Origin of the sequence: Pasteurella multocida (assembly GCF_900187275.1) — a bacterium.
Classification (GTDB): Bacteria; Pseudomonadota; Gammaproteobacteria; order Enterobacterales; family Pasteurellaceae; genus Pasteurella; species Pasteurella multocida.
In genome coordinates, this window is sequence record NZ_LT906458.1 from 627,019 (window position 1) to 650,516 (window position 23,498).

At 41.9% G+C, this 23,498-nt stretch carries 29 protein-coding genes; 28 read left to right on the forward strand and 1 reads right to left on the reverse strand.

From position 1 onward, the window contains the following. Positions 1 to 27: 27 nt before the first annotated feature. From CKV69_RS10660 to CKV69_RS03050, 23 genes are all read left to right on the forward strand, one after another. Positions 28 to 255: a hypothetical protein gene (locus CKV69_RS10660; protein ID WP_025248436.1), complete on the forward strand. Its 228-nt coding sequence runs from the start codon at positions 28 to 30 to the stop codon at positions 253 to 255. Between the two features lie 176 nt (positions 256 to 431). After that, the gene (locus tag CKV69_RS02945) at positions 432 to 842 is read left to right on the forward strand and encodes a helix-turn-helix domain-containing protein (protein WP_005755617.1); all 411 of its coding nucleotides are present in this window, start codon (positions 432 to 434) and stop codon (positions 840 to 842) included. A 30-nt stretch (positions 843 to 872) separates the two neighbouring features. Continuing rightward, on the forward strand, positions 873 to 1,400 hold the full coding sequence (locus tag CKV69_RS02950; protein ID WP_025248437.1) for a hypothetical protein: 528 nt from the start codon (positions 873 to 875) through the stop codon (positions 1,398 to 1,400). A gap of 12 nt (positions 1,401 to 1,412) precedes the next feature. Then, positions 1,413 to 2,003, forward strand: coding sequence for a hypothetical protein (locus CKV69_RS02955; protein ID WP_014668261.1), 591 nt, complete (start codon positions 1,413 to 1,415; stop codon positions 2,001 to 2,003). Between the two features lie 57 nt (positions 2,004 to 2,060). Further along, the gene (locus CKV69_RS02960; RefSeq protein WP_014668260.1) at positions 2,061 to 2,300 is read left to right on the forward strand and encodes a hypothetical protein; all 240 of its coding nucleotides are present in this window, start codon (positions 2,061 to 2,063) and stop codon (positions 2,298 to 2,300) included. Between the two features lie 241 nt (positions 2,301 to 2,541). Then, complete coding sequence (locus tag CKV69_RS02965) at positions 2,542 to 2,913, forward strand: putative holin (protein WP_014668259.1); 372 nt, start codon at positions 2,542 to 2,544, stop codon at positions 2,911 to 2,913. A 1-nt stretch (position 2,914) separates the two neighbouring features. Beyond that, complete coding sequence (locus CKV69_RS02970; protein ID WP_014668258.1) at positions 2,915 to 3,514, forward strand: transglycosylase SLT domain-containing protein; 600 nt, start codon at positions 2,915 to 2,917, stop codon at positions 3,512 to 3,514. Further along, positions 3,499 to 3,945 (forward strand): hypothetical protein, encoded by a 447-nt coding sequence (locus CKV69_RS10745; protein WP_014668257.1) that lies wholly within the window; start codon positions 3,499 to 3,501, stop codon positions 3,943 to 3,945. Before CKV69_RS02970 ends, CKV69_RS10745 begins: the two co-directional genes overlap by 16 nt. A 96-nt stretch (positions 3,946 to 4,041) precedes the next feature. Beyond that, complete coding sequence (locus CKV69_RS02980; protein ID WP_005755594.1) at positions 4,042 to 4,392, forward strand: hypothetical protein; 351 nt, start codon at positions 4,042 to 4,044, stop codon at positions 4,390 to 4,392. Between the two features lies 1 nt (position 4,393). Continuing rightward, positions 4,394 to 4,699, forward strand: a complete 306-nt coding sequence (locus CKV69_RS02985) for a hypothetical protein (protein WP_005755593.1) — start codon at positions 4,394 to 4,396, stop codon at positions 4,697 to 4,699. An 11-nt stretch (positions 4,700 to 4,710) separates the two neighbouring features. Beyond that, positions 4,711 to 5,250 carry a DUF3486 family protein gene (locus tag CKV69_RS02990; RefSeq protein WP_014668255.1) on the forward strand — a complete coding sequence of 180 codons (540 nt, stop codon included), beginning with the start codon at positions 4,711 to 4,713 and terminating at the stop codon, positions 5,248 to 5,250. Beyond that, on the forward strand, positions 5,250 to 6,866 hold the full coding sequence (locus CKV69_RS02995; protein WP_014668254.1) for a terminase large subunit domain-containing protein: 1,617 nt from the start codon (positions 5,250 to 5,252) through the stop codon (positions 6,864 to 6,866). Before CKV69_RS02990 ends, CKV69_RS02995 begins: the two co-directional genes overlap by 1 nt. A 2-nt stretch (positions 6,867 to 6,868) precedes the next feature. Then, the gene (locus tag CKV69_RS03000; RefSeq protein WP_014668253.1) at positions 6,869 to 8,392 is read left to right on the forward strand and encodes a DUF935 domain-containing protein; all 1,524 of its coding nucleotides are present in this window, start codon (positions 6,869 to 6,871) and stop codon (positions 8,390 to 8,392) included. Then, a complete protein-coding gene (locus CKV69_RS03005; RefSeq protein WP_014668252.1) occupies positions 8,376 to 9,614 on the forward strand; it encodes a PBECR2 nuclease fold domain-containing protein in 1,239 nt (412 codons plus the stop codon). Before CKV69_RS03000 ends, CKV69_RS03005 begins: the two co-directional genes overlap by 17 nt. Before the next feature lie 97 nt (positions 9,615 to 9,711). Continuing rightward, positions 9,712 to 10,212, forward strand: coding sequence for a phage virion morphogenesis protein (locus CKV69_RS03010; protein ID WP_014668251.1), 501 nt, complete (start codon positions 9,712 to 9,714; stop codon positions 10,210 to 10,212). A gap of 217 nt (positions 10,213 to 10,429) precedes the next feature. Continuing rightward, positions 10,430 to 11,431 (forward strand): peptidase, encoded by a 1,002-nt coding sequence (locus tag CKV69_RS03015; RefSeq protein WP_014668250.1) that lies wholly within the window; start codon positions 10,430 to 10,432, stop codon positions 11,429 to 11,431. Beyond that, positions 11,428 to 11,793, forward strand: coding sequence for a capsid cement protein (locus CKV69_RS03020; RefSeq protein WP_014668249.1), 366 nt, complete (start codon positions 11,428 to 11,430; stop codon positions 11,791 to 11,793). Before CKV69_RS03015 ends, CKV69_RS03020 begins: the two co-directional genes overlap by 4 nt. 60 nt (positions 11,794 to 11,853) lie before the next feature. After that, positions 11,854 to 12,777, forward strand: a complete 924-nt coding sequence (locus tag CKV69_RS03025; protein WP_005755585.1) for a hypothetical protein — start codon at positions 11,854 to 11,856, stop codon at positions 12,775 to 12,777. A gap of 9 nt (positions 12,778 to 12,786) precedes the next feature. Beyond that, a complete protein-coding gene (locus tag CKV69_RS03030; RefSeq protein WP_005755584.1) occupies positions 12,787 to 13,293 on the forward strand; it encodes a gp436 family protein in 507 nt (168 codons plus the stop codon). Beyond that, positions 13,293 to 13,739: a phage tail terminator protein gene (locus tag CKV69_RS03035; RefSeq protein ID WP_014668248.1), complete on the forward strand. Its 447-nt coding sequence runs from the start codon at positions 13,293 to 13,295 to the stop codon at positions 13,737 to 13,739. The genes CKV69_RS03030 and CKV69_RS03035 overlap by 1 nt, the downstream gene beginning before the upstream one ends. Continuing rightward, a complete protein-coding gene (locus CKV69_RS03040; protein WP_014668247.1) occupies positions 13,736 to 13,996 on the forward strand; it encodes a DUF7210 family protein in 261 nt (86 codons plus the stop codon). The genes CKV69_RS03035 and CKV69_RS03040 overlap by 4 nt, the downstream gene beginning before the upstream one ends. Continuing rightward, complete coding sequence (locus tag CKV69_RS03045; RefSeq protein WP_005755580.1) at positions 13,989 to 14,735, forward strand: phage tail tube protein; 747 nt, start codon at positions 13,989 to 13,991, stop codon at positions 14,733 to 14,735. Before CKV69_RS03040 ends, CKV69_RS03045 begins: the two co-directional genes overlap by 8 nt. 60 nt (positions 14,736 to 14,795) lie before the next feature. Continuing rightward, positions 14,796 to 15,221 (forward strand): DUF6631 family protein, encoded by a 426-nt coding sequence (locus CKV69_RS03050; RefSeq protein ID WP_014668246.1) that lies wholly within the window; start codon positions 14,796 to 14,798, stop codon positions 15,219 to 15,221. A gap of 209 nt (positions 15,222 to 15,430) precedes the next feature. Here CKV69_RS03050 and CKV69_RS03055 read toward each other — a convergent pair whose 3' ends face one another. Beyond that, on the reverse strand, positions 15,431 to 15,646 hold the full coding sequence (locus CKV69_RS03055; protein WP_014668245.1) for a hypothetical protein: 216 nt from the start codon (positions 15,644 to 15,646) through the stop codon (positions 15,431 to 15,433). Positions 15,647 to 15,658: 12 nt separating this feature from the next. On the opposite strand from CKV69_RS03055, the gene CKV69_RS03060 reads away from it, so the two are divergent. The 5 genes from CKV69_RS03060 to CKV69_RS03080 are packed head-to-tail and all read left to right on the forward strand — an operon-like array spanning position 15,659 to position 23,482. Next, complete coding sequence (locus tag CKV69_RS03060) at positions 15,659 to 19,006, forward strand: tape measure protein (RefSeq protein ID WP_014668244.1); 3,348 nt, start codon at positions 15,659 to 15,661, stop codon at positions 19,004 to 19,006. A gap of 9 nt (positions 19,007 to 19,015) precedes the next feature. After that, on the forward strand, positions 19,016 to 20,008 hold the full coding sequence (locus tag CKV69_RS03065; RefSeq protein ID WP_014668243.1) for a hypothetical protein: 993 nt from the start codon (positions 19,016 to 19,018) through the stop codon (positions 20,006 to 20,008). A 1-nt stretch (position 20,009) separates the two neighbouring features. Beyond that, a complete protein-coding gene (locus CKV69_RS03070) occupies positions 20,010 to 20,972 on the forward strand; it encodes a hypothetical protein (protein WP_005755570.1) in 963 nt (320 codons plus the stop codon). A 7-nt stretch (positions 20,973 to 20,979) separates the two neighbouring features. Continuing rightward, positions 20,980 to 22,659, forward strand: coding sequence for a hypothetical protein (locus CKV69_RS03075; RefSeq protein WP_014668242.1), 1,680 nt, complete (start codon positions 20,980 to 20,982; stop codon positions 22,657 to 22,659). A gap of 13 nt (positions 22,660 to 22,672) precedes the next feature. Then, a complete protein-coding gene (locus CKV69_RS03080; protein WP_014668241.1) occupies positions 22,673 to 23,482 on the forward strand; it encodes a phage BR0599 family protein in 810 nt (269 codons plus the stop codon). Positions 23,483 to 23,498: the final 16 nt, after the last annotated feature.

The window sequence follows — 23,498 nt, forward strand, 5'->3', positions numbered from 1 at the left end:
TAGTTTATTCAACCCGAGGAGCTGAAAATGGAAAACCAACTTGCCGAACTAAAAAAAGAAATAGAAGAATTAAAAATTCAAAATCAGCACCAAAACTTACTGCTAACGCTTTTACCTATGGTGCTTGGCGAAGATCAGCGTGCTAAATTTGCTGTGCTGATAAAGGACTTTATTCAGAAGTCCCAAAAACAATTGCCTGAACAGCTCGTAAGGTTTCTGGGGTCATACCTTCAAGTTTTGGAGAAGGCTGAGTAATCTCACGAATAACTGCCACCACCTGTGGCTTTTTTAAAAAATAAATCAATAACCGACTAAACATAAACACCTCCTTTTTTCTGTTGGTTTATGGTTGGCTTGTTGTTGATGTGGTAGATTATTGCATTCAATCGAATGCATTTCAAGTATTTATTTGAGATCATTTTGAGGTTTTTATGACTACAGTTGGTGAGCGCTTAAAAAATGAGCGAGAAAAATTAAAATTGACACAAGAACAATTAGGGGCAATTGGCGGTGTAAAAAGACTAGCTCAAGCAAATTATGAGAGCGGAAAAAGAATACCTGATGCCAGATACCTAGCCGAAATAGCAAAAGTAGGGATGGATATAATGTATGTCCTATTCGGTGAGCGTGCCAACACCGCCATCAACGATGAAGAACTACTCCTGCTCCATAAATTCCGCAACGCCGACCCAGCAGTGCGTAAATTTATGCTTGGTGAAGGTGTTGCAAAGTCAACAATGAGAATTAAAGGAGATAGAAATAAGCAGAACAAACGTACTAATGAGCAATGTTCAATGGAAATTGAAGGTAATAACAATATTCAAATAGCTAATAAAAAATAATTTTCTATGAAATTGGTCTAGGAGGATGCTATGTCGATGAAAATCAAAGGAAACAATAATGTTCAAGTACATTTTAATGAATTTAACATTAACACTATTTTTAGCGATCAACAGTGTCATGGTAATCAGCAAATAGACTTAACTTTGTTTACAGATAAACAATTGAAGGATGTAAAGCGTAAATTACGTAATGAAAGAATTAAAATTTTATTTAGTGCACTATCACAGAAAGACATCAAGAGAGTGTTTTTTGGATATTTCATTTTTATTTTTATTTTGAACTGCATTCCAAGATTTTCAAATGAATATGATGTTGAATTATCTTCTTTTGTCTTAAATATTGGAATTGCTGTGGGTATTTTTGGTGCATTTATCCTTTGGGCTAGTTGGCTTTGTAAAAAAATGTCTTTTTCTAACAAAGCGATAGATGTTTTATTTAAAGTAAATCAAAGAAAACAAGACATTATAGAAAAAGAATTACAGCGACGTTTTAATGAATACTGGGCAAGGAAATGTGGTATTAAGAAAGATATTCTGGAATATTTTGATAATGATTAAAGGGAGTGAAATATGAAAAAAATAGTAATCTTAATTACTTTGCTGTTTCCATTTATGGTTTTGTCTGCACCAGTTGATGGCTATAAGGATTTAAAATTTGGTATGACATTAGAACAAGTACGGAATACTAAACTATGTGATAGTGGATGGCGAACACCTAAACTCAATGAATGGCAGAAAGTGATCAGAAGTCACTGGATGTGCGATCAGTTTCTTTTTAATAATGGGCATACTTTTGCTGTAGTTCGTTTTATTGGAGGTGAACTTAGTGAAATTGAAATTGAGATACCAGAATATCCTAAATATACGATAGATGAGCTATCCAATGCATTAACAGAAAAATATGGAAAGCCCATTATAGAAAAAATAGATTTGATAGAAAAGGATATAAAAGAAGGTCGAACCAAAAAACGTAAAAAAGATGAAAGTAAATTACTTGAACGGCGTAGATTTGCTGACGATACCGTTTCACTACGCTTTTTTACTTATAACGGTAAAGTTGAGCTTCCAACTCTCTTTTACTCAGTACCGAATATAAAAAAATACTCTGATACTGAAGAATCAAATAAAGCTGAAAAGAAAGCTCTCATAGATTCACTTTGAAATAAGTTATAAGCAACAAGTACATACTTAACAGGCTGATTTAATTGAGGTAATGTTATGAATACTGATTTCTTGGAACGTTTGGAATATGCCGTAAATATGGAAGAGAAGAACCTAATGCTTGATAGTAATATTTTTACTGAGTTTCCCAGTATTGAACAATTAAATGCGTTTATTCAAAAAGAGAAACCAACTCTTTCGTTAAATATTACAGTTATTAAACCTCTTGAACATTTTTCTGAAGGAACTAGTCAAGGAATGAGTAAAATTGATGTTATTCATATTGAATGGGAGTAAAAATTACTGTTTTTCTTGTGGTAATGGAGGCAAGTCATAAGGCTTGCCTCTTGGTTTTATATGTGAAAAAGGTTCATAAATCAACATAGTCAATTCTCGCTTGTGTTTTTGTTGTACACTATGCCTAAATCTCTCCTAAAATTATTCTAGACGTGTCCAAAATACATCTGACGCAATAAAAGTCATACTGAAATTCCTTATTAATTGATTTTCAAATCAACCCTAAACCAAGGAGTTTCTTATGTTTTTTAGTGGCTTTATCAAAGCAATCAAAGCTGGGCGTTTACTTTCGTGGTTAGTCTCAGCATTAGCCTTACTCACGTTAATTACACTCATCTCTCCACATCAATTACCTATCGTAGTTTATAAGCTTGCACTGGTTTCTATTGCCGCTATTGTAGGCTATCACTTAGACAGAGCCCTTTTTCCTTATTCAAGCCCTGGTGGCTATTTAAAGCGAAACTGGAAGAATAAATATCGGCTCACACCACGTGTTGACAATGAACCAGAATATGCCGTTTGTGATGGTTATTTAATAGTATTTGCGTTAGTTGTTTTACGGCGTGCTGTGATTGTCGGTGCGGTGATGTTAGGTGTCACGCTAGGGATTTAATATGCGAAGACTTTATGCCTTATTCATCGTTTTGGTTGCACTTGTTATTAGTCCTGTATTTGCAACAAGTACGCAATACAAGCGTGTCTTAACGCAAGAAAGTCATGCAAACTGGGGCTTAAATGCCCCAATTGCAGTCTTTGCGGCACAAGTTCATCAAGAGTCAAACTGGAATGTAAAAGCCATCTCGCCTGTTGGCGCACAAGGCTTAACGCAATTCATGCCATCAACGGCAAAATGGATAGCTCAACGCTATCCCTCACTTGCCATAAATCAGCCATTTAACCCTAACTGGGCGCTTCGAGCTTTAGTCGTTTACAACAAATACCACTACGACAAGATTGCCGCAAAAACGGAATGTGACCGCATTGCATTTACGTTATCAGCGTATAACGGTGGCTTAGGTTGGGTGCAGCGTGACAAGAAGAAAGCCCAAGCACAAGGGTTGGATCCCTTGTTGTACTGGAATAACGTCGAACAAGTAAATGCTGGTCGAAGTCGGGCTAATTTTGCTGAAAACCGTGGCTATCCAAAACGAATTATCTACTACTGGCAGCCACGCTATATAACCTGGGGAAATACCGTATGTTTGCACGATTAATTAAAGGACTGTTTAGTAGTAGCCTTGGTAAGCATTTGATTAATGGCATATTAATTGCTGTAGTCTCTATTTGGGGCTACTACCAAGCCTATAAAAGTGGTTATCAAGCGTCTCGTTTAGAATTTGAAATTATTAAAAACCAAGTGGTACAGGCGCAGTTACTTGCGCTGGATAAACAAATTAAACAAGCCAATCAAGCGAATTTAGCCCTAAGTGAAAATTTAGGGCGTTATCAGCAACTGGGAGATAAGACCACAGATGAATTACAAAAAATATTGGCAAAAACAAATGAACTACGTCGCCATTGCCAGTTTAATGCTGACAGCATGCACGCACTCAATCTCGCCCGCACCCGTGCAGCCCAAGCAGTTACCCGCGGTATTGGCAATACCATGTCAAGCACCAGTGCCATTACCAATGAATCAAAGTGATGCGGTATTCATCGCATTAAAGCAAATGTATGACTTATATGGCGAATGCGCGGGACGGCATATTGAATTAATAAACTATATTATCAGGGAGGAAAAATGATTGAGGTTGGGGGCTGGCAAGTGATCACTTTCTTTGTGAGTCTTGTCATTACAATTATCGGCATGTTGATTGGTTTCGGTAAGCTTTTACTCTCACAATTTGAGGCAAAACTGAATGAAAAATTTAAATTCAGTGAAGAACGATACAGACAACTGCATGATGATATTAAAGCAGCTAAAGACTTATCTGAAGCAGCGAATAAAACAGTGACAGAGTTAAAAACATCATTACCACTTGATTACCAGCGTCGAGAAGACGCAGTGCGTAGTGAAACAGTCAATTCGGCACGTTATGACACAATTAACGAAAAGCTGGATAAAGTCATTTTAATGTATGGACGGAGCTAACATGATTGAATTTGACAAAAACAAACGCGAGCACATTCGGTGGCTTATTTTATTAACACTTGACCACGCACGTCCTATCGGAGCCGCAGAAAGTCTTATTTTAAGCACGATCCAATGTGTGCCAATGCAATTAACGGCATTAGAACTTAGACGTGAATTAGATTACTTAGCAGGTAAAGAACTCATTTGCATCACAGGTCGTGAAACCATGCGTTGGCATGCCAAACTCACAAGTAAAGGTATTGACGTTGTGGAATATACCGCGCCTGTTGGCGCTGGGATTGCTCGTCCAGAAAAATATTGGTAATGGAGGTATCTATGCCAAAACGTTCTACGGTAAAAGCATTACCTCAATCAATTAGAGATTGGCTTGATTCTGCACTAGTTGAAAATAATTTTAGTGGTTATCGTGAGCTTGAAGATGAACTTAAAAAGCGTGGTTATGACATTTCAAAAAGTGCAGTCCATCGCTACGGGCAAAAGCTTGAACAACGTCTCGCGTCAATAAAAGCAAGTGCCGAAGCCGCTAAAGTTATTTCTGAAAATATCAGTAATGAAAAAGGTGTCCAAAGTGATGCGATTTTAGAAATGATCCAAAGCGAAGTGTTTCAGGCGTTAATGAGTCTTGAGGAAATAAAAGAAGAAGACGACCCAATGAAACGCCTGGCGGCATTATCCTTTGTCGGGAAAAACATCAGCCCGTTGATTGGAGCAAGTATCAATCTGAAAAAATACCAAGCTGAAATTAAAGCTCGTGCTGAGGCTGCTGCAAAAGAAGTGGATAAAGTTGTGAAGAAAAACGGCTTAACAGAAGAAACAGCAGAGCAAATTCGAAAACAAATTTTAGGTATTGTGTAATGACTAAACCAAACCAAGGTGCTATTGGCATACTTCCATTTAAACAGTCTGTTGTGTCATTGCAAGTGCAGCATAATTATAAAACTCCGATGTTGTTACTTGGCTATCAACAGCGATGGTGTGCGGATTTAACACCAGTCAAAGTTTGTGAGAAATCTCGCCGTATCGGGTTATCTTGGGGTGAGGCGGCAGACAGTGCATTGCTTGCTGCTTCTCAAAAGGGTATGGATACTTGGTACATCGGTTATAACAAAGATATGGCGCAGGAATTTATCCGTGATTGTGCTGATTGGGCTAAAGTATATGGATTAGCTGCAGGCGAAATTGAAGAAACAGAAGAAATATTCAAGGATGGAGATGAAGAAAAAGCCATTCTTGCTTATATCATCCGTTTTGCTAGTGGCTGGCGCATTACCGCACTGTCCTCCCGTCCGTCTAACTTACGGGGTAAGCAAGGTCGTGTGATTATTGACGAAGCAGCGTTCCATGATGATTTAGCAGAGTTGATGAAAGCAGCCATGGCGCTCCTAATGTGGGGTGGTCAAGTGCATATTATCAGCACGCATAATGGGGTCGATAACCCTTTTAATGAATTAGTAGAGGATGTTAAAGCTGGTAAAAAACCATACAGTTTACACACAATACCATTTGACGATGCGATTGAAGATGGGGTTTATCAACGCATTTGTTTGCGCTTAGGGCGTGAATGGACAAAAGAAAGTGAACAAGCATGGGTTGCTCAAATTAGAGCATCTTACGGTGATGCAGCATCAGAAGAGTTAGACTGTATTCCGAAAAATTCAGGCGGTGCCTGGCTTACTCGTGCACTTATCGAAAGCCGAATGAGTAAAGAGACACCACTTATCCGCTTAACTAAGAATGATGAGTTTAGCTTAATAGATGAGCCAGTCCGTTACGCCGAAGTCGAAGAATGGTGCGAAGAAAATCTCTTACCTGTATTGCAAGCACTACCACAAGGACAGCGCAGTTATCTCGGTGAGGATTTTGCCCGCACTGGTGACTTATCTGTGATTTGTGTGGGGCAAGAGCAATCAGATTTAACACTGAAAGAGGTTCTTGTCGTTGAGATGTCAAAAATCCCTTTCAAACAACAAGAACAAGTTTATTACTATATTGGCGACCGATTGCCGCGCTTTTCTAAAGCAGCGAACGATGGACGCGGCAACGGACAATTTTTATCTGAAGCCGCATTTGACCGCTACGGACAAATCATCGAATCAGTGATGTTAAGTCAGTCGTGGTATGCAGAACATGCACCACCATTTAAAGCGGCACTCGAGGACGGTACATTTCACGGCATCCCACATCACGCAGATATGCTAGACGATTTGCGGGCATTTCAAGTCATCAAAGGCACACCTCGTATTCCAGATAAACGAACGCAAGGTAACAATGGCACGCAACGCCACGGTGATGCTGGCATTGCAAAATTGTTATTGTATTACGCTTATCGTACTGACAGTGGTTTTGAAATTGATTTTAAATCTATTGGTAAACGTGAAACGAGTTCACTTTTTAATAACAGTTATGCAGTGAAAAAAACACGACGTGGCTTTGGCACAATTCGCGGCGGTAATGATTTTAGAGGATATTAGGCATGGCTATAACAGATTGGTTTAAAAGTAAAAATAAAAAACCTGAAGTAAATAGAGAAATCGCCACAACAGGTGATGGACAGGATATTACAAAAGGTTATGTGAATGCACTAGCAGAACCTGAAGATGGCGTGTTACGTCTTCGTGGCGGTGGGGATTTAAGCATATATGAGCAAGTGTTAAGTGACGAAGAAGTAAAGCGAACATTTACACAACGACAAGATGCACTCATTGCAAAAGAATGGATTGTTGAACCTGCATCAGAAGAACCACAAGACATTGCTGCAGCGGATTTCATTCGTGACTGGGTGAATAGTATTGGTTTTGACCGCGTGACTAAATTGATGCACTTCGGTGTGTTTTACGGCTATGCCGTGGCAGAATTAATCTATCGTATCAATGAAGAAGGGAAATATATCGCGGATATTAAAGTGCGTAACCGTCGTCGCTTTCGTTTTACTCCTAAAGGTGAACTGCGCTTATTAACAAGAGATAATCAAACAGAAGGTATTGAATGTCCTGCACCGTATTTTTGGACTTTTTGCACAGGCTCTGATCATGATGATGAACCTTACGGTATCGGTTTGGCTCATTGGCTTTACTGGTCAAGCTTATTTAAGCGTAATGGTGTTAAATTTTGGCTCATTTTTTTAGAAAAGTTCGGTATGCCAACCGCACTCGGACGTTATGGCAAAAATGCCAGTCCAACCGATCAAGATAAATTGCTTGAAGCAATCTATTCCATTCAATCTGATAGTGGCATTATAGTCCCTGCAGATATGCCAATTGAATTATTAAGCGCAGGACGTAGTGGTACAGCAGATTACAAAGCCTTATTTGACACAATGAATGAGTCCATCCAACGTATTGTGCTTGGACAAACGTCCTCATCAGGAGGTACGCCTGGCAGACTTGGTAATGATGAGTTACAAGAAAAAGTATTAGAATCGATTATTAAAGCGGATTCTGATGTCATTTGTGAGTCATTTAATCAAGGACCTGTAACATGGTTAACTCAAATGAACTTTGCTACTGCCAAACCACCTAGGGTTTATCGTATATTTGAAGAAATGGAAGATTTAACGGATAAAGCTAAACGTGATCAGATTGTCTTTGAAACCACAGGTTATCGTCCAACATTGGCACAAATTGAAGCCAATTATGGCGGAGAATGGGAGAAAGCAGAAGTTGAGAGTGACAATCATCCTGCTCCAGAAAAGAAAAATAAGGCGAAAAAAACAGCAGATTTTGCAGAGCACCAGCATCATCATAGCGATATTCCCGCGCAAATGACCGATTTATTGGGTGAGAACTTACAACCTGTTGTGAGTGATTGGATTAAACAAGTAAGAGAATTAGTGAATAACGCCACTTCACTTGAACAAGTGCGCGATGAATTATTGACACTCATGCCTGAAATGTCGCTTGAGCAATATACCAATGCACTAGCAATCGCATTAGGTGCTGCGCATTTAGCGGGGCAAAATGCCGTGATTGATGAGGTTAAAGATGAACACCGTGTATAGTCGTTTACCTTTCCGTGAGCAAGTCGAGTTTTACAAGCGCAAAATTCCAACACCGACAGCCACATGGACTGATATTTATGCGGCAGAGCATGATTATGCTGCCGTAGTTGCAGGAGCTCATCGTCGGGAAATCATTGAAGATTTTGCAGCAGCCATTCAAGATTTTATTGAAAATGGCAAAACCCTTGAGGATTTTCGCCAAGCTTTTGATGAAATCGTTAAAAAACATCAGTGGCAATATAAAGGTGGACGCAACTGGCGCAGTCGCGTGATTTATGAAACAAATTTACGTTCTAGTTATCAAGCTGGGCGGTATGCACAGCTTGATGAAATGCGAGAGTCAATGCCGTACTGGGAATATGTACATTCCGATGCGGTGATCCATCCTCGTCCTGAACATATGGCATGGGATGGGTTAATTTTACGCCACGATGACCCATGGTGGAAAACGCACTTTCCAATTAATGCCTGGGGCTGTCAATGTTCAGTGATCGCCCGTAGTCAACGGTACATGGATAAAATGGGGCTACAAATTGATACTGCCCCACCGTTACAATTAGAGCCTAAAATTGTCGGCGCGCGCTCTGCAAATCCGCGATTAGTTAATGTACCAAAAGGCATTGATCCTGGTTTTGAATACGCGCCAGGTGCATCTAGGCTAGAAAGCCATGTCCCTTTTAATCGTGATAGCGACAATACGAAGCGTGTAAGTGTTTTTCCAGCACGTGCTCAAACAGATATTGAAATGCCCTTACCTCGTAAGTTAAGCAGTGAGAAAATTCTCCCTTCAGATCAAAGTGATGAATTTTATATTCAGCATTTTTTAAGTGAATTTAATGCGACTAGCGGTAAACCTGTTGTCTTTTTTGATGTTATGCAGGAACCTTTGGTGATCAGCAAGTCACTTTTTACTTCACGCAGTGGTCATTCAAAATTGAAAAAGCGAGGTCGTGAAAAATATATGCTATTGCTTGCTGAGGCATTAAAGTTCCCAGATGAGATTTGGGTCCAAACTGAGTATTTTCACGATATTAAACACCTTGTTGTTCGACGTCGTTATATTTCACGTATTGAAATTGAAGAAAATGGCGAAATTATTCCGACACTTGCTGTATTTGAAGTGGGGAAAGATGGCTGGATTGGCATAACTGACTTTGTGGCAGAAAAAGCAGACTATATTAAACAAGTTCGCTCTGGCATATTGCTTTATCGCCGAGAATAAAAAAACCTCACTGGCTGCCACAAGTGAGGTGTGTCGAGGAATTGGAGGACTTGGCAGAGTCGTACTTCCTCGCTTCAAATTAACTATAGGATGAAATATGAGTGGCGTCAAGATTGAAATAAACACAGTACAGCTTAGTAAGATCCTTAATCAAGCAATGAAGACATTGGCTAATCCTAAGTCAATGTTTGCAGAAATGGGGGAAGAATTATTATCAATTCACCGCATTCGCTTTCTTCAACAGCAGTCGCCTGATGGCACGCCCTGGCAGCCTTTAAGTGAAGAATATAAGCAATCTAAGCGTAAAAACCGAGATAAGATTTTAACGCTTGATGGACATTTAAGTGAAACATTACGTTATCAAGCCAGCAATGATGGTGTAGAATTTGGCTCAGACAGAGTGTATGCTGCCATTCACCATTTTGGCGGCAGTATTCAGCCTAAAACGGCACATGCATTACATGTTGGTGGTCGCTTTTTCAAAAATGTCACAATTCCTGCCCGCCCATGGCTGGGTATTTCAGAAAAAGACCAAGCTGAAATGTTAAATATTGCCCGACATCACATTAAAAACGCAATTAAGCCCTCAAACGCGTAATTTCGCATTATTTGCTGAGATGTGATAAGTTATTGCTCAAAATGACTTTGGCGTGTTTATAAACGTTTATAAACGCTTAAAAACACGCTTTTATCTCCAGCTTACTATACCTTTCTCAATATTCTCTCTTTTATTTTTCTAGACGCGTCCAAAATACAAATCTTTTTACATTCTTCATACTGGACCTTGTGATAGTTAAAACAAGGTATTTAGTGCAATGAAATTAACCAAAATGGCGATTATGAAACTCGGCACACATAAAGCAATGGATGGTCGAGAAATCTCATTTACGGCTGACATGCTCAATGATATTGCCGCAAGTTATGATCCTCAACTTTCAGAAGCCCCAATTGTCATCGGGCATCCGAAATTAACAGCACCATCATACGGCTGGGTAAAACAAGCAAGTATTGAGGGCGATACCCTTTATGCACACGTCGGTCAAGTAGAAGCGGCTTTCGCTGATGCTGTTAATGAGGGGCGTTATAAAAAACGCAGTGCTTCAATCTTTTTGCCTGACTCACCTGGCAATCCTAAACCTGGTCATTATTACTTAAATCATATCGGTTTTTTAGGCGCCGCCCCACCTGCTGTAAAAGGATTGGGGGATGTGAATTTTGCCGCAAGTGATGCGGAAAATGCCTTTGCCGAATTTTCATTTGATATTGAATCCATCAACCATCAACCACAGGAGAAACCCATGGATAAAACCCCAGAAGAAATTGCAGCAGAAAAAGCGGCTGCAGATAAACAGCGTGAAGATGAGCTTAAAGCGCGTGAAGCGGCACTTAAAGCGCGTGAGGATAAAGTCGAACAAGCTGAAAAAGAGCAAAAGCAAGCCGCAAAAGCCGCGCTTGAACAAGATGCCGCAAGCTTTGCTTCAGAAATGGTTAGTAAAGGCAAAGTGTTACCCGCGCAAAAGCAAGCGTTAATTGAAGTACTCGTGGCAAATGCTAATCAGCCTATTTCATTCTCAGATGGCTCTCAAACTGTTTCTAAATCATCTGTTGATGTCATTAAAGAAATTATCTCGCAAAAGCCTATGGACTTCTCGGCTAAATCTGATCATGAAGGCGAAGAACAAGGTGCAGTTGATTTTGCGGATGGCGCGTCTATTGCAAATGCTGCCAGTGAATATGCGGCAGAGCAAGCACAAAAAGGTATCGTCATTAGTATGACCGAGGCTGTTAATCACATTATGAAAGGGAAAAAATCATGACACAAATTCAAGGTTTAATCGTGGCATATGTCACTGAAGGCAGTGTTAATCGCTTTACTATCGTTTGTCATGGTGAAGCGAAAGACAGTGCTAAACAAGCAACGGCACACACAGATAAGTTACTCGGGGTGTCCACACGACTACCAAAAGAACCTGGTGAGCATATTGATGTTGTGCGTTCTGGTATCACCCCAGTTGTCTACGGCGATACTGTGAAACGTGGTGATTTTGTTACAGCAGATAGCCAAGGACGCGCGGTTAAAGCTACCAGTGGTCAAGCTTATATCGGTATCGCGGAAGAAGATGGTGTAGAGGATGACTTAGGCAGTATTTTAGTCACAAACGGTGTATTCACTGGCTAACTCGAAATGACTTAGTTTGAATGAAACAACATTTCACTCTTTGAAAAAAGGATAGAACATATGAAAGCAGATTTTCCAACAAATCCAGTATTGACGGCAATTGCGATTGCATATCGCAACCGTCGCATGATTGCAGATCAAGTTTTACCGCGTGTTGCTGTCGGTAAACAGGAATTTAAATATAAAGAACATAATCTTGGCGATCAGTTTACATTACCCAAAACACATGTTGGTCGCACATCACGTCCAAATCAAGTTGAATTTGGCTCAAAAGAGAAAGCCAGTGCGACAGAGGATTATGCATTAGATGCCCCAATCCCAAATGTGGATGTTAAAAATGCACCTCAAGGCACTAATCCAAAAGGTAAAGCAACGGAATACACAACGAATCTTATCGAGTTAGATCGTGAAGTACGCACGGCAGGTCTTGTGTTTAAAAAAGGGTCGTATGCCTCTGGCTTAAGTAAAACATTAAGCGGTGCAGAACAATGGTCGCATGATGATTCCAAGCCAATTATTCAATTAACTGAAGCGCTCGACATTCCAGTGATGCGTCCAAACATCATGATTCTTGGGCAAAAAGCGGCAACAGCATTGCGTATGAATAAAAGCATCGTGAAAGCTTATAACGGTACGCTCGGTGATGAAGGTTTGGTACCACTTGAGTTTATTCGTGAGCTATTAGAACTTGAACAAATTCTTGTTGGTCAAGCATTAGTTAATACCGTTAATGCGAACAAAAAACCTGTACTTGCACGTGCGTGGGGCAATCACTGCTCATTGATTTACCGTGATTCGCTGGCTGATGCAACCAATGGCATTACTTTTGGTTTTACAGCGCAATTTGGTACGCGTGAAGTGCGAGAAATTGAAGATAAAGACATGGGGTATCGTGGTGGTGTCCGTGTGCGTGTTGGTGAGTCTGTTAAAGAACTTATCACTGCACCAGATCTCGGATATTTCTTTGAAAACGTTATCGCATAAGGTCGCCACATGTATATCACACTGCAACAATTAAGCGAAAAACCGGGTGTTGTTGAGTTAGCACAAGTCACTGCGCAGGTGGGGCAACCCCCTGCCGACTGGCGTATTATCAGCAAAATCATTGATGGCGAAGATGTTGCGAGTGAACAACCTGCGGCAGTTGAAAAAGCGCAGCAGTCAATCGCCCGTATCGACGAAGTGATTGTAGACTCCAGCGCGTTAATTGACGGTTATTTGCGTCAACGTGGCTATAAGCTACCGTTTAAGCAAGTACCACGCATTTTAACCACGTGGGCGCGCGCCATTGTTCGCTACTCTCTTCATCAGCATTTGCCCTCTGAAGAGAAAAATAGCCCGATTGTGCGTGACTATCGTGATGCCTTGAAATTGTTGCAGCTAGTTGCAGAAGGTAAGTTTTCGCTTGGGCTTGAAGATACGCTAGCGGAGTCTTCTGGTGAACCCAAATTTATCAAACGCGAACGTGTTTTCACGGCAGAAACACTGAGGGATTACTAATGCAATATGGACCGTTTGACTTAAAGCATGTGCTTGAGCAACTCAAGCCATTACAACCAGAACATATTCACACTTTAGGTTCTACCGCGGAATATCGTTCTCTTTCTGAGTTAAGTATGGCGGGGTTGGCAACCCCCGCTGTCTTTGTTGTACCAAATGGTGAGGTCGGTCATCAAAATGACATTGCGGTACGTCAAATGGTCACCGTGAGTTTTTCTGTCATTGTTATTGTGCAGTCGTATCAATACAGCAACGAAACGCCACATTTTAATGTTAGCAACCCTGTTATTGGCAAAATCCGCGAGCGGCTGATGGGCTGGGTGCCACCGGTGAAAGGTGCAAAAGAAACTTTCTTTGTACGCGGTGACATTGTTGATTACACCAATTCTTATCTAGTCTGGATGGAAACATACCAAACTAAAATCATCATGGGGAGAAATAGATGAAAAAAGTCAAGTTAATTAAATCGCATATTCATGCAGGTGTGAGCCACTCTGCGGGGGATGTGCTTTATGTCACTGATGCAGATGCACAATTTATCACATCTCGTGGTATTGGTGAGTTTGTCAAGAAGAAAAAAGATGACAGTAAAGAGAAGGATAAAAAATCCACATCTGAAAGTGATCAAAAACAAGCCGAGGGTGATAACAAATCACTTGATACAGATAACAACTTAAATGATGGAGAAAATAACGATGAGTAGAGCGGAAACATACAGCTATGGTCAGGGTAAAGTCTACCTTGCAGAGCGTTTGCCAAGCGGTGAAATTGGTGCGCAACGCTGGGTAGGTGATGTGTCTGAATTGAGCATCTCGTTAAACGTCGAAGATTTAACGCATAAAGAATCTTACAGTGGTAATCGTCAAGAAGTACGTAAAATCATCACGGCGAAAACGGGTGAAGTGTCAGCGAAGTTTCATGAGTTAAGTGCGGAAAATCTTTCATTAGCATTGCTTGGTCAGTCGACAAAAATTGAAGCGAGTTCAGTCTCTGGTGAAAAATTACCGGAAGAAATCAAAAAAGGTGATCGCATTGCACTCGCGCATCAAAACGTCAGCTCAGTGACAATTGGTAGTTTAGTTGAAAACACCGATTTCATTGTTGATGCAACATTCGGCGCGGTCGAATTTTTAAAAGAAATTAGCAGCAACAGTGACACAGTATCGTACAGCTATGGTGAAGTGTTAAATGTCGCGTTGCTCACTGAAAACCCGAAAGACTTGTTCTTGCGTTTCGAGGGTGTGAACTTAGCTGAAGATAACGAATGGACGCTAGTTGAGCTGTATAAAGTGAACTTTAATCCGACAGATGCGCTTTCGCTTATCAATAGCGGAAATGAACTTGATGCATTAAATGCTAAAGCGAAGATTTTAGCGGATACAACAAAAACAGGCGATAAAACGCTCGGTCGCTTTGGTCGTGTCGTTAAAATCACCAAGTAATTAACACTCTCGGCAACGTGCCGAGAGCTGTTTTAAATCACATTTAAATGAGTTTTAAAAATGACAAAAACAGTAAAAGACGAGCTTAATATTTTGTTTCCAAACGCCAAAATTAATATTGCTGGCGTGGAAGTTGAAGTTAAAGAATACACGCTACTGCAGCAGCTACAACATCATGAAAAATTAATGCCATTTATTCACGTATTACGCAATGCAATGGCAGACAAAAAGAGCTTTAATCTTGACAAGCTCATGGATTGTATCAGCGCGCATTATCAAGCTGTACTTGAGCTGGTCGCACTATCAACGGATCAGAGCGTTGAGTTTATTCAAAATTTAAAAGGCGAAGATGCAGAATCTTTATTAATGCTTTGGTGGACAGTAAACAGCGATTTTTTTACCCGCAAGGTGTTACAGCCGACACTAGAAAAAATGGCGATGAAGCAAGTCGAGACATTGACTTCGGCGAGCTCATCGAGCACTTAATCGCAAACGGTCATCGTTTTTCAGACGTTAAACACTATACCACACGTCAAATTGCCCTTTTCTATGAAAAGTCATTGCAACGTGAACGCAGAGCACGTGCGGGCAGAACAATGGATACCTGCTATGGCGTAAACGGTGGGAAAGAAATTCAGGACTATATAACCCAATTGACCGCTTGAGAGCGGTCAATTTTTAAAGTGGGCTATGGACTATATTGCGGCAAATAAAATGGCGAGCAAGGCAACTAAAGGCTCTCTAATAATAAACGCGATAATGCCCATCACGGCGATGAGAAACAAGCTTAAAAGAAGGGCTTGAAATGCAGTCAAGACACCGAATAGCGCAAGCAAAAAGCTGATAGATAACGGCAGTGTCATAATAACAGTCACTATTAGCTCAATATAAGCATCATATTTTTTATTCATATAAGAGCTCCTATGTCAAATTTAACACTTGCATTAAAAATTAAAGCAGATTTAAACAATGCGTTGCACAATTTTAAAGCACTTGAAGCCGAATTACAACGCACGGGTAAATCAGCGGGCGCACTGGGTGCTAAAAGCGGAATTGGCGCAAAAGGGCTTGATGCGCTTGGTAAACAAGCCGATAACGTCACAAATAAACTGGGTAAAACCCGTGCAGGCATTGAGTCTATCAGTCGTCAATTATCCCGTTTGCAACAACTTTCCACTGCTTTTATCGGTATTAATCTCGGTACAAGTGGCATTCAGTCGCTTTTAAACACAGCAGATGCATACAATAACTATGAAGCGCGTATTCGTCTGGTTTCGCGTTCAAATAAAGATGCACAGGGCACGTTTCGTGAACTCATGCAAGTAGCAAATGATACAGGTCAACTGTTTGAAGCAACCGCCGAGCTTTATACGCGCGTTTATCGAAGCATGGGCAGTAATGCCAATAGTGCGGAAATTCTTCAATTCACTAAAACTATTCAACAAGCACTCGTCGTCTCGGGTGCGGGCGCACAAGAAGCCAAAGCGGCATTAATCCAGCTATCGCAAGGTTTAGCCTCAGGGACATTGCGCGGTGAAGAGTTTAACTCGGTTGCCGAACAAGCCCCTGTCATTCTTGAAATCTTGCAGAAATCACTGGGTAAAACGCGCGGTGAACTTAGAAAAATGGCAGAAGACGGTGAGCTGACTCCACAACTTATTTTAGCTGCGACAAAAGAAGCGCAAGAGCAAATTCAAGCGCAATACGATCAGATGCCCAAAACCATTAGCCGTGCGGTCAATGAGCTTTCTAACGCATGGCTACAATTTATCGGTCAGGCGGATAACGCAACATCTGCTTCATCACTGATTGCCTCGTCAATATCTGCACTAGCAGATAGCTTAGATGAACTCGGTGCAATCGCTATTGTAGCGGGCGCAGTATTTGGTGTACGACTTCTTGCATCATTAAGAAAAGTGGCTATTGCGTATGTTCAAGAACAAGCTGCCGCAACAAAAAGCACGCTTGCAACAAGGGCGAAAGCACAAATTGATGTCATGGCAGCAAGATCTGCACATATTGCGGCAGTCAAAGAGCTTGAGCTGGCGCGAGCAAAAGACGCTGGTTACGCCTCATCAAAACGTTTAACACTGGCAATGCAAACAGAAGAAGCCGCAAGTAAACGGCTTGCACTGGCTAAAGGCATGCTCGCAAAAGCCGAAGCATCAGCAAAAGGCGTGGGATTGGCATCGCGTATCGGCTCAGGTGCGCTGGCATTTGTTGGCGGTGGTTTTGGTGCGGCTGTGTTAGCAACATTCGGCTTAATCGCGGCTTATCAATATCTCAAAGCAAAAGAAGAGGAATTAGAGGCGCAATACAATCAGACACTCTCGTCTATTCAATCACACATTGACAAGACAGAAGAGCTCATTGAGTCACGTCAAAGACTCGGTGAAATCGGTGGTTTTTCAGACAGAATGGCACAACTAGAGAGCAATAAAAAAGCACTGGATGATGCCAAAAAAGAGCTTGAGTTACTCAAAGCAAAACGTGCTGAAATACAAGAAATCAATCAAATCAGCGGGTTTGGATTTGCAGACACATCTAAGCTTGAAGAATACAACAAGAAAATTCAAGAGCTTGAGAATCAAGCTAACAAGCTCACAACTAACACAAAAAATCTCAGTGAAATCACTGAGTCACAGCTTAACGCTGCATTTGATGCAGCCATAGAGCACGGCGGTGCATTGGCTGAAAAGCTAAGAGAAATCGGTGACGCAAATGCAAAAGAAGCTATCGAATTATTAACGCCCGTCATTAAAGATGCTGAAGAGCAAATGAAATCGGCAAGCTCAGAGCTTGACGAAATCAATGTCAAACTCGGTAAGGAGCTGGTGAATGTCACGCAAACGGCGAAAGAGCAATTGCTTTCACTCGGTGAAAAATTCATGGCAATGGCACGTGATGCGGGTTTAAGCGGACAGGTGCTTGATACATTCAATAAAAAACTTGCGGAAAACTTAAAACTCATTGATGAGATTGATAATGCAAAAATCGCAAAAGATAACGAAAAGTTTTTTGGTGATCTAAGTAAACGTGCACGTCAAGCAAAAATGACAACAGAAGAGCGTTTAGTTGATGATATCAATCACAGAGAGGGAGCGACGCCAGAACAGATTGCACAAGCTCTTAAAGACGCAAAAGCGATTGCAGAAGGTGAAAAATACCGTAAGTCAAAAAACAAAAAGACAAAGTATGACGCTGATGCCAAAAACCTTGAACTGAATATTCAATACTTGCGCTTAACAGGGCAAGAAGTCAAAGCCAATTTAACTGACATCGAGGGACGTTATAACAAGTTGCTTGCCGAGTTTCAAAAGGCAGGGAACGTGGAAGGGATTAATTTAATTAAAAAAGTGCTGCCGCTTGAGCAAGCAAAAGTGCAAATTGATGGTGTGCAGGCTGAAATCAATCGTCTGTTTCAAAATCAAAGCGCACAAGAACAGCGCATTCAATCCCAAGTAAACACAGGGCTTATCTCACATCTTGAGGGGCAACGACAGCTTAAAGAAGTCTATGCACAAACGGTGACCGAGATTGAAAAACAATTGCCACTACTAGAGAAACTCTCAAAAATGCCCGGCGCGCAAGGTGAGCAAGCGCGCAATATGCTTGAGCAAATGAAGTTAAAAATTGTTGAGTTAAAAAGTGCGGGCAATGACTTGGAAAAAGCGTTCAAAGACGGGCTGACACAAGGCATTCAAAGTTCACTGATGGGGCTTGCACAGGGCACCATGACGTTACGTGATGCCATTAAAAATCTCGCATTAACGATTGTGAATTCCATGGCGCAAATCGCCGCACAACAGCTTGCAATGCAGGCAACCAGTGCAATCGGTGGCTTATTTGGCGCGGTCGGGGGCGTGGTGACTGCGGCAACTGGGGGTTATATCACAGGACCAGGCACTGGCACGTCCGACTCTATCCCCGCACGACTGTCAAATGGTGAATACGTGATTCGTGCAGCTTCTGTATCACGCTACGGGGTGGATTTCTTGCATGCAATTAACCGCGGACAACTGCGTAAATACAGTACCGGCGGGCTTGTCTCTATGCCGAAAGTGTCCACAGGCAAAGAGCCGGGCTTGACGCAAGCGATGCAAAATAACACGGGTGTGCACGCGGTGGCGTCACCCGTGCATATTCAACAAACCTTGGCAGTTGACAGTGCAGAGCTTTTTACTGCAGGTATTAATACGTATGACGGCGAACAAGCGGTATTGACGGTCATTCGCGCGAACAAACAAACAATTAAAGAAGAATTGAAATAAGAGGTAAACATGGCATACGAAACAGGCACCGCGCAAAATGAGCGCGATTTACTCGATAAAATCAACACGTTTTTAACCACAAATGAAGAGCTAGTACGTGACGGACAGGCGTGGACAATGTTGTTTGAACGAACGTTAGATGCCACGCCTGTGCGAAAACCTATTCGTCAAATCGCATGGAAATCAACCGGCACCGGCGTTGAGCAAGATATTTATCTGTGTGCATCGACTGACAATTTGATTGCAGAAGATACGTTTAACATTAATTTTTGGGGCGGTACATTCTTTAATAGCCAATTTGTCACCGCAACGGAAATTGAGCGCGGCATGATAAACGCCTCGCCCGGCGTTGTGCTCTTTGCTGACGACCGTCCGGTTGAATATCACATCGTCGCATCAGGTCGCTGTTGCAAGATTATTACACGTATTTCGCAAGTGTGCTCAAGCGCTTACCTCGGCTTTATTTTGCCAACAGTGCCGCCAACGGAATATCCGTATCCGCTTTGTGTGGCAGGCTCTGCCCCGTTAGTGGACATAAATAAAAATAGAAGTTTGACGCGCTATTCACAAAATAACCACTTTGTCTCTTCTATTGTTGATCCACGCTATGGTAATTGCTGGCTAATGACACCTGACCAGGCGTGGCGCGATTTTTTCGGTTCTCGCTATGAAAATATCACATCGGATTCAGCAAAACAGCGTTTATTCCCGACGTGCAATTATCGCCGTGATTGGCATGAAGTCCCTTATTCACAAGACAGACTTGGTGCGGCACCGGGTGAGATTTACCCATTAATTCCCGTTGAATTTATTAGTATGCCAGATTCAAGTCAGGGACTAAATCGCTGGGGAACAATGGACGGCGTGTACTGGGTGCCGGGGTTACAGCGTGCGGCAGGTGATGTCATTGAAAGTGAAACCGAAAACTTTAGAGGAATTGTATTTAACGGCACATTTCGTGTGTCTGTGCGTGATTTTTTTGTAATTGAAACGGGGGCATAAAATGGCTTATCAGACAGGTACAGCAACTTCAGTTGTAATCTTGCTTGAAAAATTAAAAGACTTTGCACAATCTCAAAATTGGACAATTCACAAACATACTGCAACACAATTATTTCTTAAAAATAACGAAGGCTACTGGGCGTTAGAATTTAAAGATAAGTTACTTTTTACGATTGCGTGCACTGGATTTGACGATAGTCGCGATGTATTCAATCAGCCAGGTAGTTCCGCAAACCCACAATCTGCATTTCAACAAGTCAAAACAGCAACATCGCATTTAGAAAATGGCAACTTTGTGACGTATGATTTTTTCGGCACAAGCCAGTATTTACACGTGGTTGTTCAGATTGGAGCTGAGCGTTTTCGACACTTTGGTATCGGTACGCTAGATAAGGAGGGTGTGTACACAGGCGGTCAATATGCTTTTGGCACTTATATGCAAAAAGGTTATGAGCGATATAACAGCTACGATCATAATTTTGGTTTCTCCGCAGGTGCTAAGAGTTTTTTACCTGTTTTGCGTGCAGATGGCTTGGCGGGTGAGACGAAAAGCCCATGGTATTTTTGTCCATTTGATGCCTGGGTAAAAGATATTGCCGAAAAAGATTTTGGCAAAGCATTGTTGACGCTCGGTCGAGCGGCGATGTACACAACAGATAGAACATCACATCCAGATTTAAAATTGGTCGATTGGAGTCAATCAAAATTTGGACAAATGCTCATTCCCTGCCCTCATAGCTTAATTGCGCATTGCAAAGACGGCGTGTTACGTCGTTTAGGTATATTACCAGATAGATATGAATGCACGATGAACGGTATCGCACCGCGTCAAATCTTAACAATGCTTGGTGAACGTTGGATGATAGTGCCGAGTGCACAATATGATCATAGAATTAAATATGACTTAGAAAGTGGATTAGATAATTCAGGCGTGCAAGGCGTCGCATATCGTATTGTTGAGTGAGTAGAAGATGGCAACAATTAAAGGGTATAAAGTCACACATCAAGGCACGGGTTATGGCAGTTTTCTAGTCGGACTGACAACATATCGCGCGGCAACACAGCGTATTATCAAGTCAAAGGCTGTTCAATATGGTACAAAAGGTGCGACAGTTAAGCAAAACTTAACAAAATCAACAAAAGCATACATTGTGCCAAATTACTATAAAACACTTTATAGCCGCGTCTATGTCATCCCGCATATCGTCAATCTTGGCTCTATTTCAATTGAACAAATCTTTAATGTGCAAGTCTGGAATGCAAATCGCCACGCGGTGAACTTAACATCTCTTCAGACACGTGACGCAGAAGGGATTGAGTTTAACGGTGCTGCAGCACCGCTTAAATTTCACTCGCTCGCGTTGAAAAAATGGACGGTTAAAGTGTCAATGAACGGTCCCGCAGTGATTGATGCGCGCGCTTCGTGGCACTTTGTCAATCACTCGCCCGTCACGCTTAATATTACAGGTTCTCGCTCAACTGAATGGTCGTTTTTCCCAGATTGGAGCGAAAATATCATCGAAAACTTGCATTTTTTAACGACAGTACATCAGTCAATTACAGGTGCCGAGCAACGCATTGCAAAACGGTTATCTCCACGCCGCACATTTGAGTTTAAAGTCACGAAAGAAGGTGTTAACCGTCAAATATTTGAAAACATGCTCTATGCGTATGGCTCGCGCATCTGGTCTATGCCGATTTTTACCGATTGTGCAACGCTGTTACAACACGTTGAGCCAGGCGACCTTGAAATCAATATCAAGACTCAAGGCTATGATTTTAGCCCTGGCGGTCGCGTATTATTGATGAACGGGAAAACTAAAGAGATGCTCGAGATTGTTGGGCTTGAAACAGAAAAACTGATTTTAAAACGCCCGACAGTGAATCATTTTGATATTTATACTGCGGTTTATCCTCTACGTGCTGCAGTATTGACTGATATGCCGACACTCACTCGATTAAGTGATGGTGTCTCGAGCGCACAAGTACGCTTACAAGTGCATGAACACAACGCGTACTCTGATGATATCACGCACTTGCCGACATACCGCAATCACCCAGTTTTAGAACCGACAAGCGAATGGTCAGAAGATGTCACCGCACAATATTTGCGCTTGATTCAGACGCTTGATAACGAAACGGGACTGCCGTTTTATCTTGATACGGCACGCAAAGCGTTTCAAATCACAAGTCATCGCTTTGTGCTAGCGAATCGTGAAGAACAGCGCAAATTACGTCAGCTGTTCTACTATCTACGTGGCAGACAGCGCGCAATTTGGGTTGCCACCTCGGCAACAGATATCACGCTGAAATCAGACATTTCTACTAAGACGTTTGATATCTATTTCATACACTACACCGCGATTTTGAAAAATCAAGTCGGTCGTCAAGATATTCGTATCGAGTGCACAGACGGCAGTGTGCACTATCGCAGAATCGTCACATCATCAGTCGTTGACGAGCAAACAGAGCGACTCTCATTTGATGGTGAAGAGTTAAGAATTAAGCAAGAAGAGATAGCAAAAATATCCTTTCTCACGCTCTCTCGACTTGAAAGCGACCAGGTGACATGGACACATCACACCGATGCAGACGGTGTCGCAACAGTGACCGTGAGTTTCCGTGGGTTACGTGATGAACTAGAGGTTTAAAAGAGGTTTAAAGATGAGTTTTTTAGACAAAGAGCACTCTATCGCAGACGGACAGCCTGTCACGCTGTATCAGTTCATCCGCGGCGATAACGAAAAAATCTGGCGGTTTTGTGACGCAGATAAAGACATCGTGGTTAATAACGAAAAGTGGACCGCCATTGCCATCTCGGACACCGGGCGTCGCACGGGTGAAAATATCAATATCACACTACCGAGTAATAACCCTGTGGCACTGCTTTATCGCGGTATGCCGCCAAGCCAAACCGTGAAAGTCATGGTTATGCGTTTGCATTATGAGCAACAAGAAATGCGCGTGGTGTGGGTGGGCACAATCATTGAAGCAAAACGTCCTGATGTGCATAAAACGCAACTTATCTCGGCTGGGCTTTCAGCCACGATGGACAGCGCAGGACTGCGCCTTACTTGGGGGCGCAACTGCCCATATACATTGTATGACCAAGACTGCCAGTTAAATCCGAAAAACTTCGCAGTGGCAGGGCTTACGATTAGTGCGATGGACGGTGTGATGATTGTAGTCAATGTGCCCGATGATTTGCCGGAAGGCTGGTTTAATGCCGGTTTTATTGAGTGGATTGACAGTGACGGGGTGCGTGAAGTGCGCGCGGTTAAAACACATAAAAACAACCAGCTCACACTACTTGGTGGCACACAGAAACTCTCTGTCGGCACAGTGATTAAAGCGTATCCCGGTTGCGATGGTAGACCTGTTACTTGTTTGAAAAAGTTTAACAATATGCTCAATTTTGGCGGCGTCCCGCACATGCCGAATAAATCCCCGTACGACGGTTCAAGAGTATTTTAAATAAGAGGAGGTTGAT

Bases quoted from the DNA above. Each gene is read 5' to 3' on its own strand.
- CKV69_RS03055 (WP_014668245.1), bottom strand. From the start codon at position 15,646: ATGAATAAAAAATATGATGCTTATATTGAGCTAATAGTGACTGTTATT.
- CKV69_RS03045 (WP_005755580.1), top strand. From the start codon at position 13,989: ATGAGTAGAGCGGAAACATACAGCTATGGTCAGGGTAAAGTCTACCTT.
- CKV69_RS10660 (WP_025248436.1), top strand. From the start codon at position 28: ATGGAAAACCAACTTGCCGAACTAAAAAAAGAAATAGAAGAATTAAAA.
- CKV69_RS02995 (WP_014668254.1), top strand. From the start codon at position 5,250: ATGACTAAACCAAACCAAGGTGCTATTGGCATACTTCCATTTAAACAG.
- CKV69_RS03080 (WP_014668241.1), top strand. From the start codon at position 22,673: ATGAGTTTTTTAGACAAAGAGCACTCTATCGCAGACGGACAGCCTGTC.
- CKV69_RS03060 (WP_014668244.1), top strand. From the start codon at position 15,659: ATGTCAAATTTAACACTTGCATTAAAAATTAAAGCAGATTTAAACAAT.
- CKV69_RS03015 (WP_014668250.1), top strand. From the start codon at position 10,430: ATGAAATTAACCAAAATGGCGATTATGAAACTCGGCACACATAAAGCA.
- CKV69_RS02945 (WP_005755617.1), top strand. From the start codon at position 432: ATGACTACAGTTGGTGAGCGCTTAAAAAATGAGCGAGAAAAATTAAAA.
- CKV69_RS02980 (WP_005755594.1), top strand. From the start codon at position 4,042: ATGATTGAGGTTGGGGGCTGGCAAGTGATCACTTTCTTTGTGAGTCTT.
- CKV69_RS03035 (WP_014668248.1), top strand. From the start codon at position 13,293: ATGCAATATGGACCGTTTGACTTAAAGCATGTGCTTGAGCAACTCAAG.
- CKV69_RS02950 (WP_025248437.1), top strand. From the start codon at position 873: ATGTCGATGAAAATCAAAGGAAACAATAATGTTCAAGTACATTTTAAT.
- CKV69_RS03020 (WP_014668249.1), top strand. From the start codon at position 11,428: ATGACACAAATTCAAGGTTTAATCGTGGCATATGTCACTGAAGGCAGT.
- CKV69_RS10745 (WP_014668257.1), top strand. From the start codon at position 3,499: ATGTTTGCACGATTAATTAAAGGACTGTTTAGTAGTAGCCTTGGTAAG.
- CKV69_RS03030 (WP_005755584.1), top strand. From the start codon at position 12,787: ATGTATATCACACTGCAACAATTAAGCGAAAAACCGGGTGTTGTTGAG.
- CKV69_RS03075 (WP_014668242.1), top strand. From the start codon at position 20,980: ATGGCAACAATTAAAGGGTATAAAGTCACACATCAAGGCACGGGTTAT.
- CKV69_RS03010 (WP_014668251.1), top strand. From the start codon at position 9,712: ATGAGTGGCGTCAAGATTGAAATAAACACAGTACAGCTTAGTAAGATC.
- CKV69_RS03005 (WP_014668252.1), top strand. From the start codon at position 8,376: ATGAACACCGTGTATAGTCGTTTACCTTTCCGTGAGCAAGTCGAGTTT.
- CKV69_RS02985 (WP_005755593.1), top strand. From the start codon at position 4,394: ATGATTGAATTTGACAAAAACAAACGCGAGCACATTCGGTGGCTTATT.
- CKV69_RS02970 (WP_014668258.1), top strand. From the start codon at position 2,915: ATGCGAAGACTTTATGCCTTATTCATCGTTTTGGTTGCACTTGTTATT.
- CKV69_RS02955 (WP_014668261.1), top strand. From the start codon at position 1,413: ATGAAAAAAATAGTAATCTTAATTACTTTGCTGTTTCCATTTATGGTT.
- CKV69_RS03000 (WP_014668253.1), top strand. From the start codon at position 6,869: ATGGCTATAACAGATTGGTTTAAAAGTAAAAATAAAAAACCTGAAGTA.
- CKV69_RS03040 (WP_014668247.1), top strand. From the start codon at position 13,736: ATGAAAAAAGTCAAGTTAATTAAATCGCATATTCATGCAGGTGTGAGC.
- CKV69_RS02960 (WP_014668260.1), top strand. From the start codon at position 2,061: ATGAATACTGATTTCTTGGAACGTTTGGAATATGCCGTAAATATGGAA.
- CKV69_RS03065 (WP_014668243.1), top strand. From the start codon at position 19,016: ATGGCATACGAAACAGGCACCGCGCAAAATGAGCGCGATTTACTCGAT.
- CKV69_RS03025 (WP_005755585.1), top strand. From the start codon at position 11,854: ATGAAAGCAGATTTTCCAACAAATCCAGTATTGACGGCAATTGCGATT.
- CKV69_RS02965 (WP_014668259.1), top strand. From the start codon at position 2,542: ATGTTTTTTAGTGGCTTTATCAAAGCAATCAAAGCTGGGCGTTTACTT.
- CKV69_RS02990 (WP_014668255.1), top strand. From the start codon at position 4,711: ATGCCAAAACGTTCTACGGTAAAAGCATTACCTCAATCAATTAGAGAT.
- CKV69_RS03070 (WP_005755570.1), top strand. From the start codon at position 20,010: ATGGCTTATCAGACAGGTACAGCAACTTCAGTTGTAATCTTGCTTGAA.
- CKV69_RS03050 (WP_014668246.1), top strand. From the start codon at position 14,796: ATGACAAAAACAGTAAAAGACGAGCTTAATATTTTGTTTCCAAACGCC.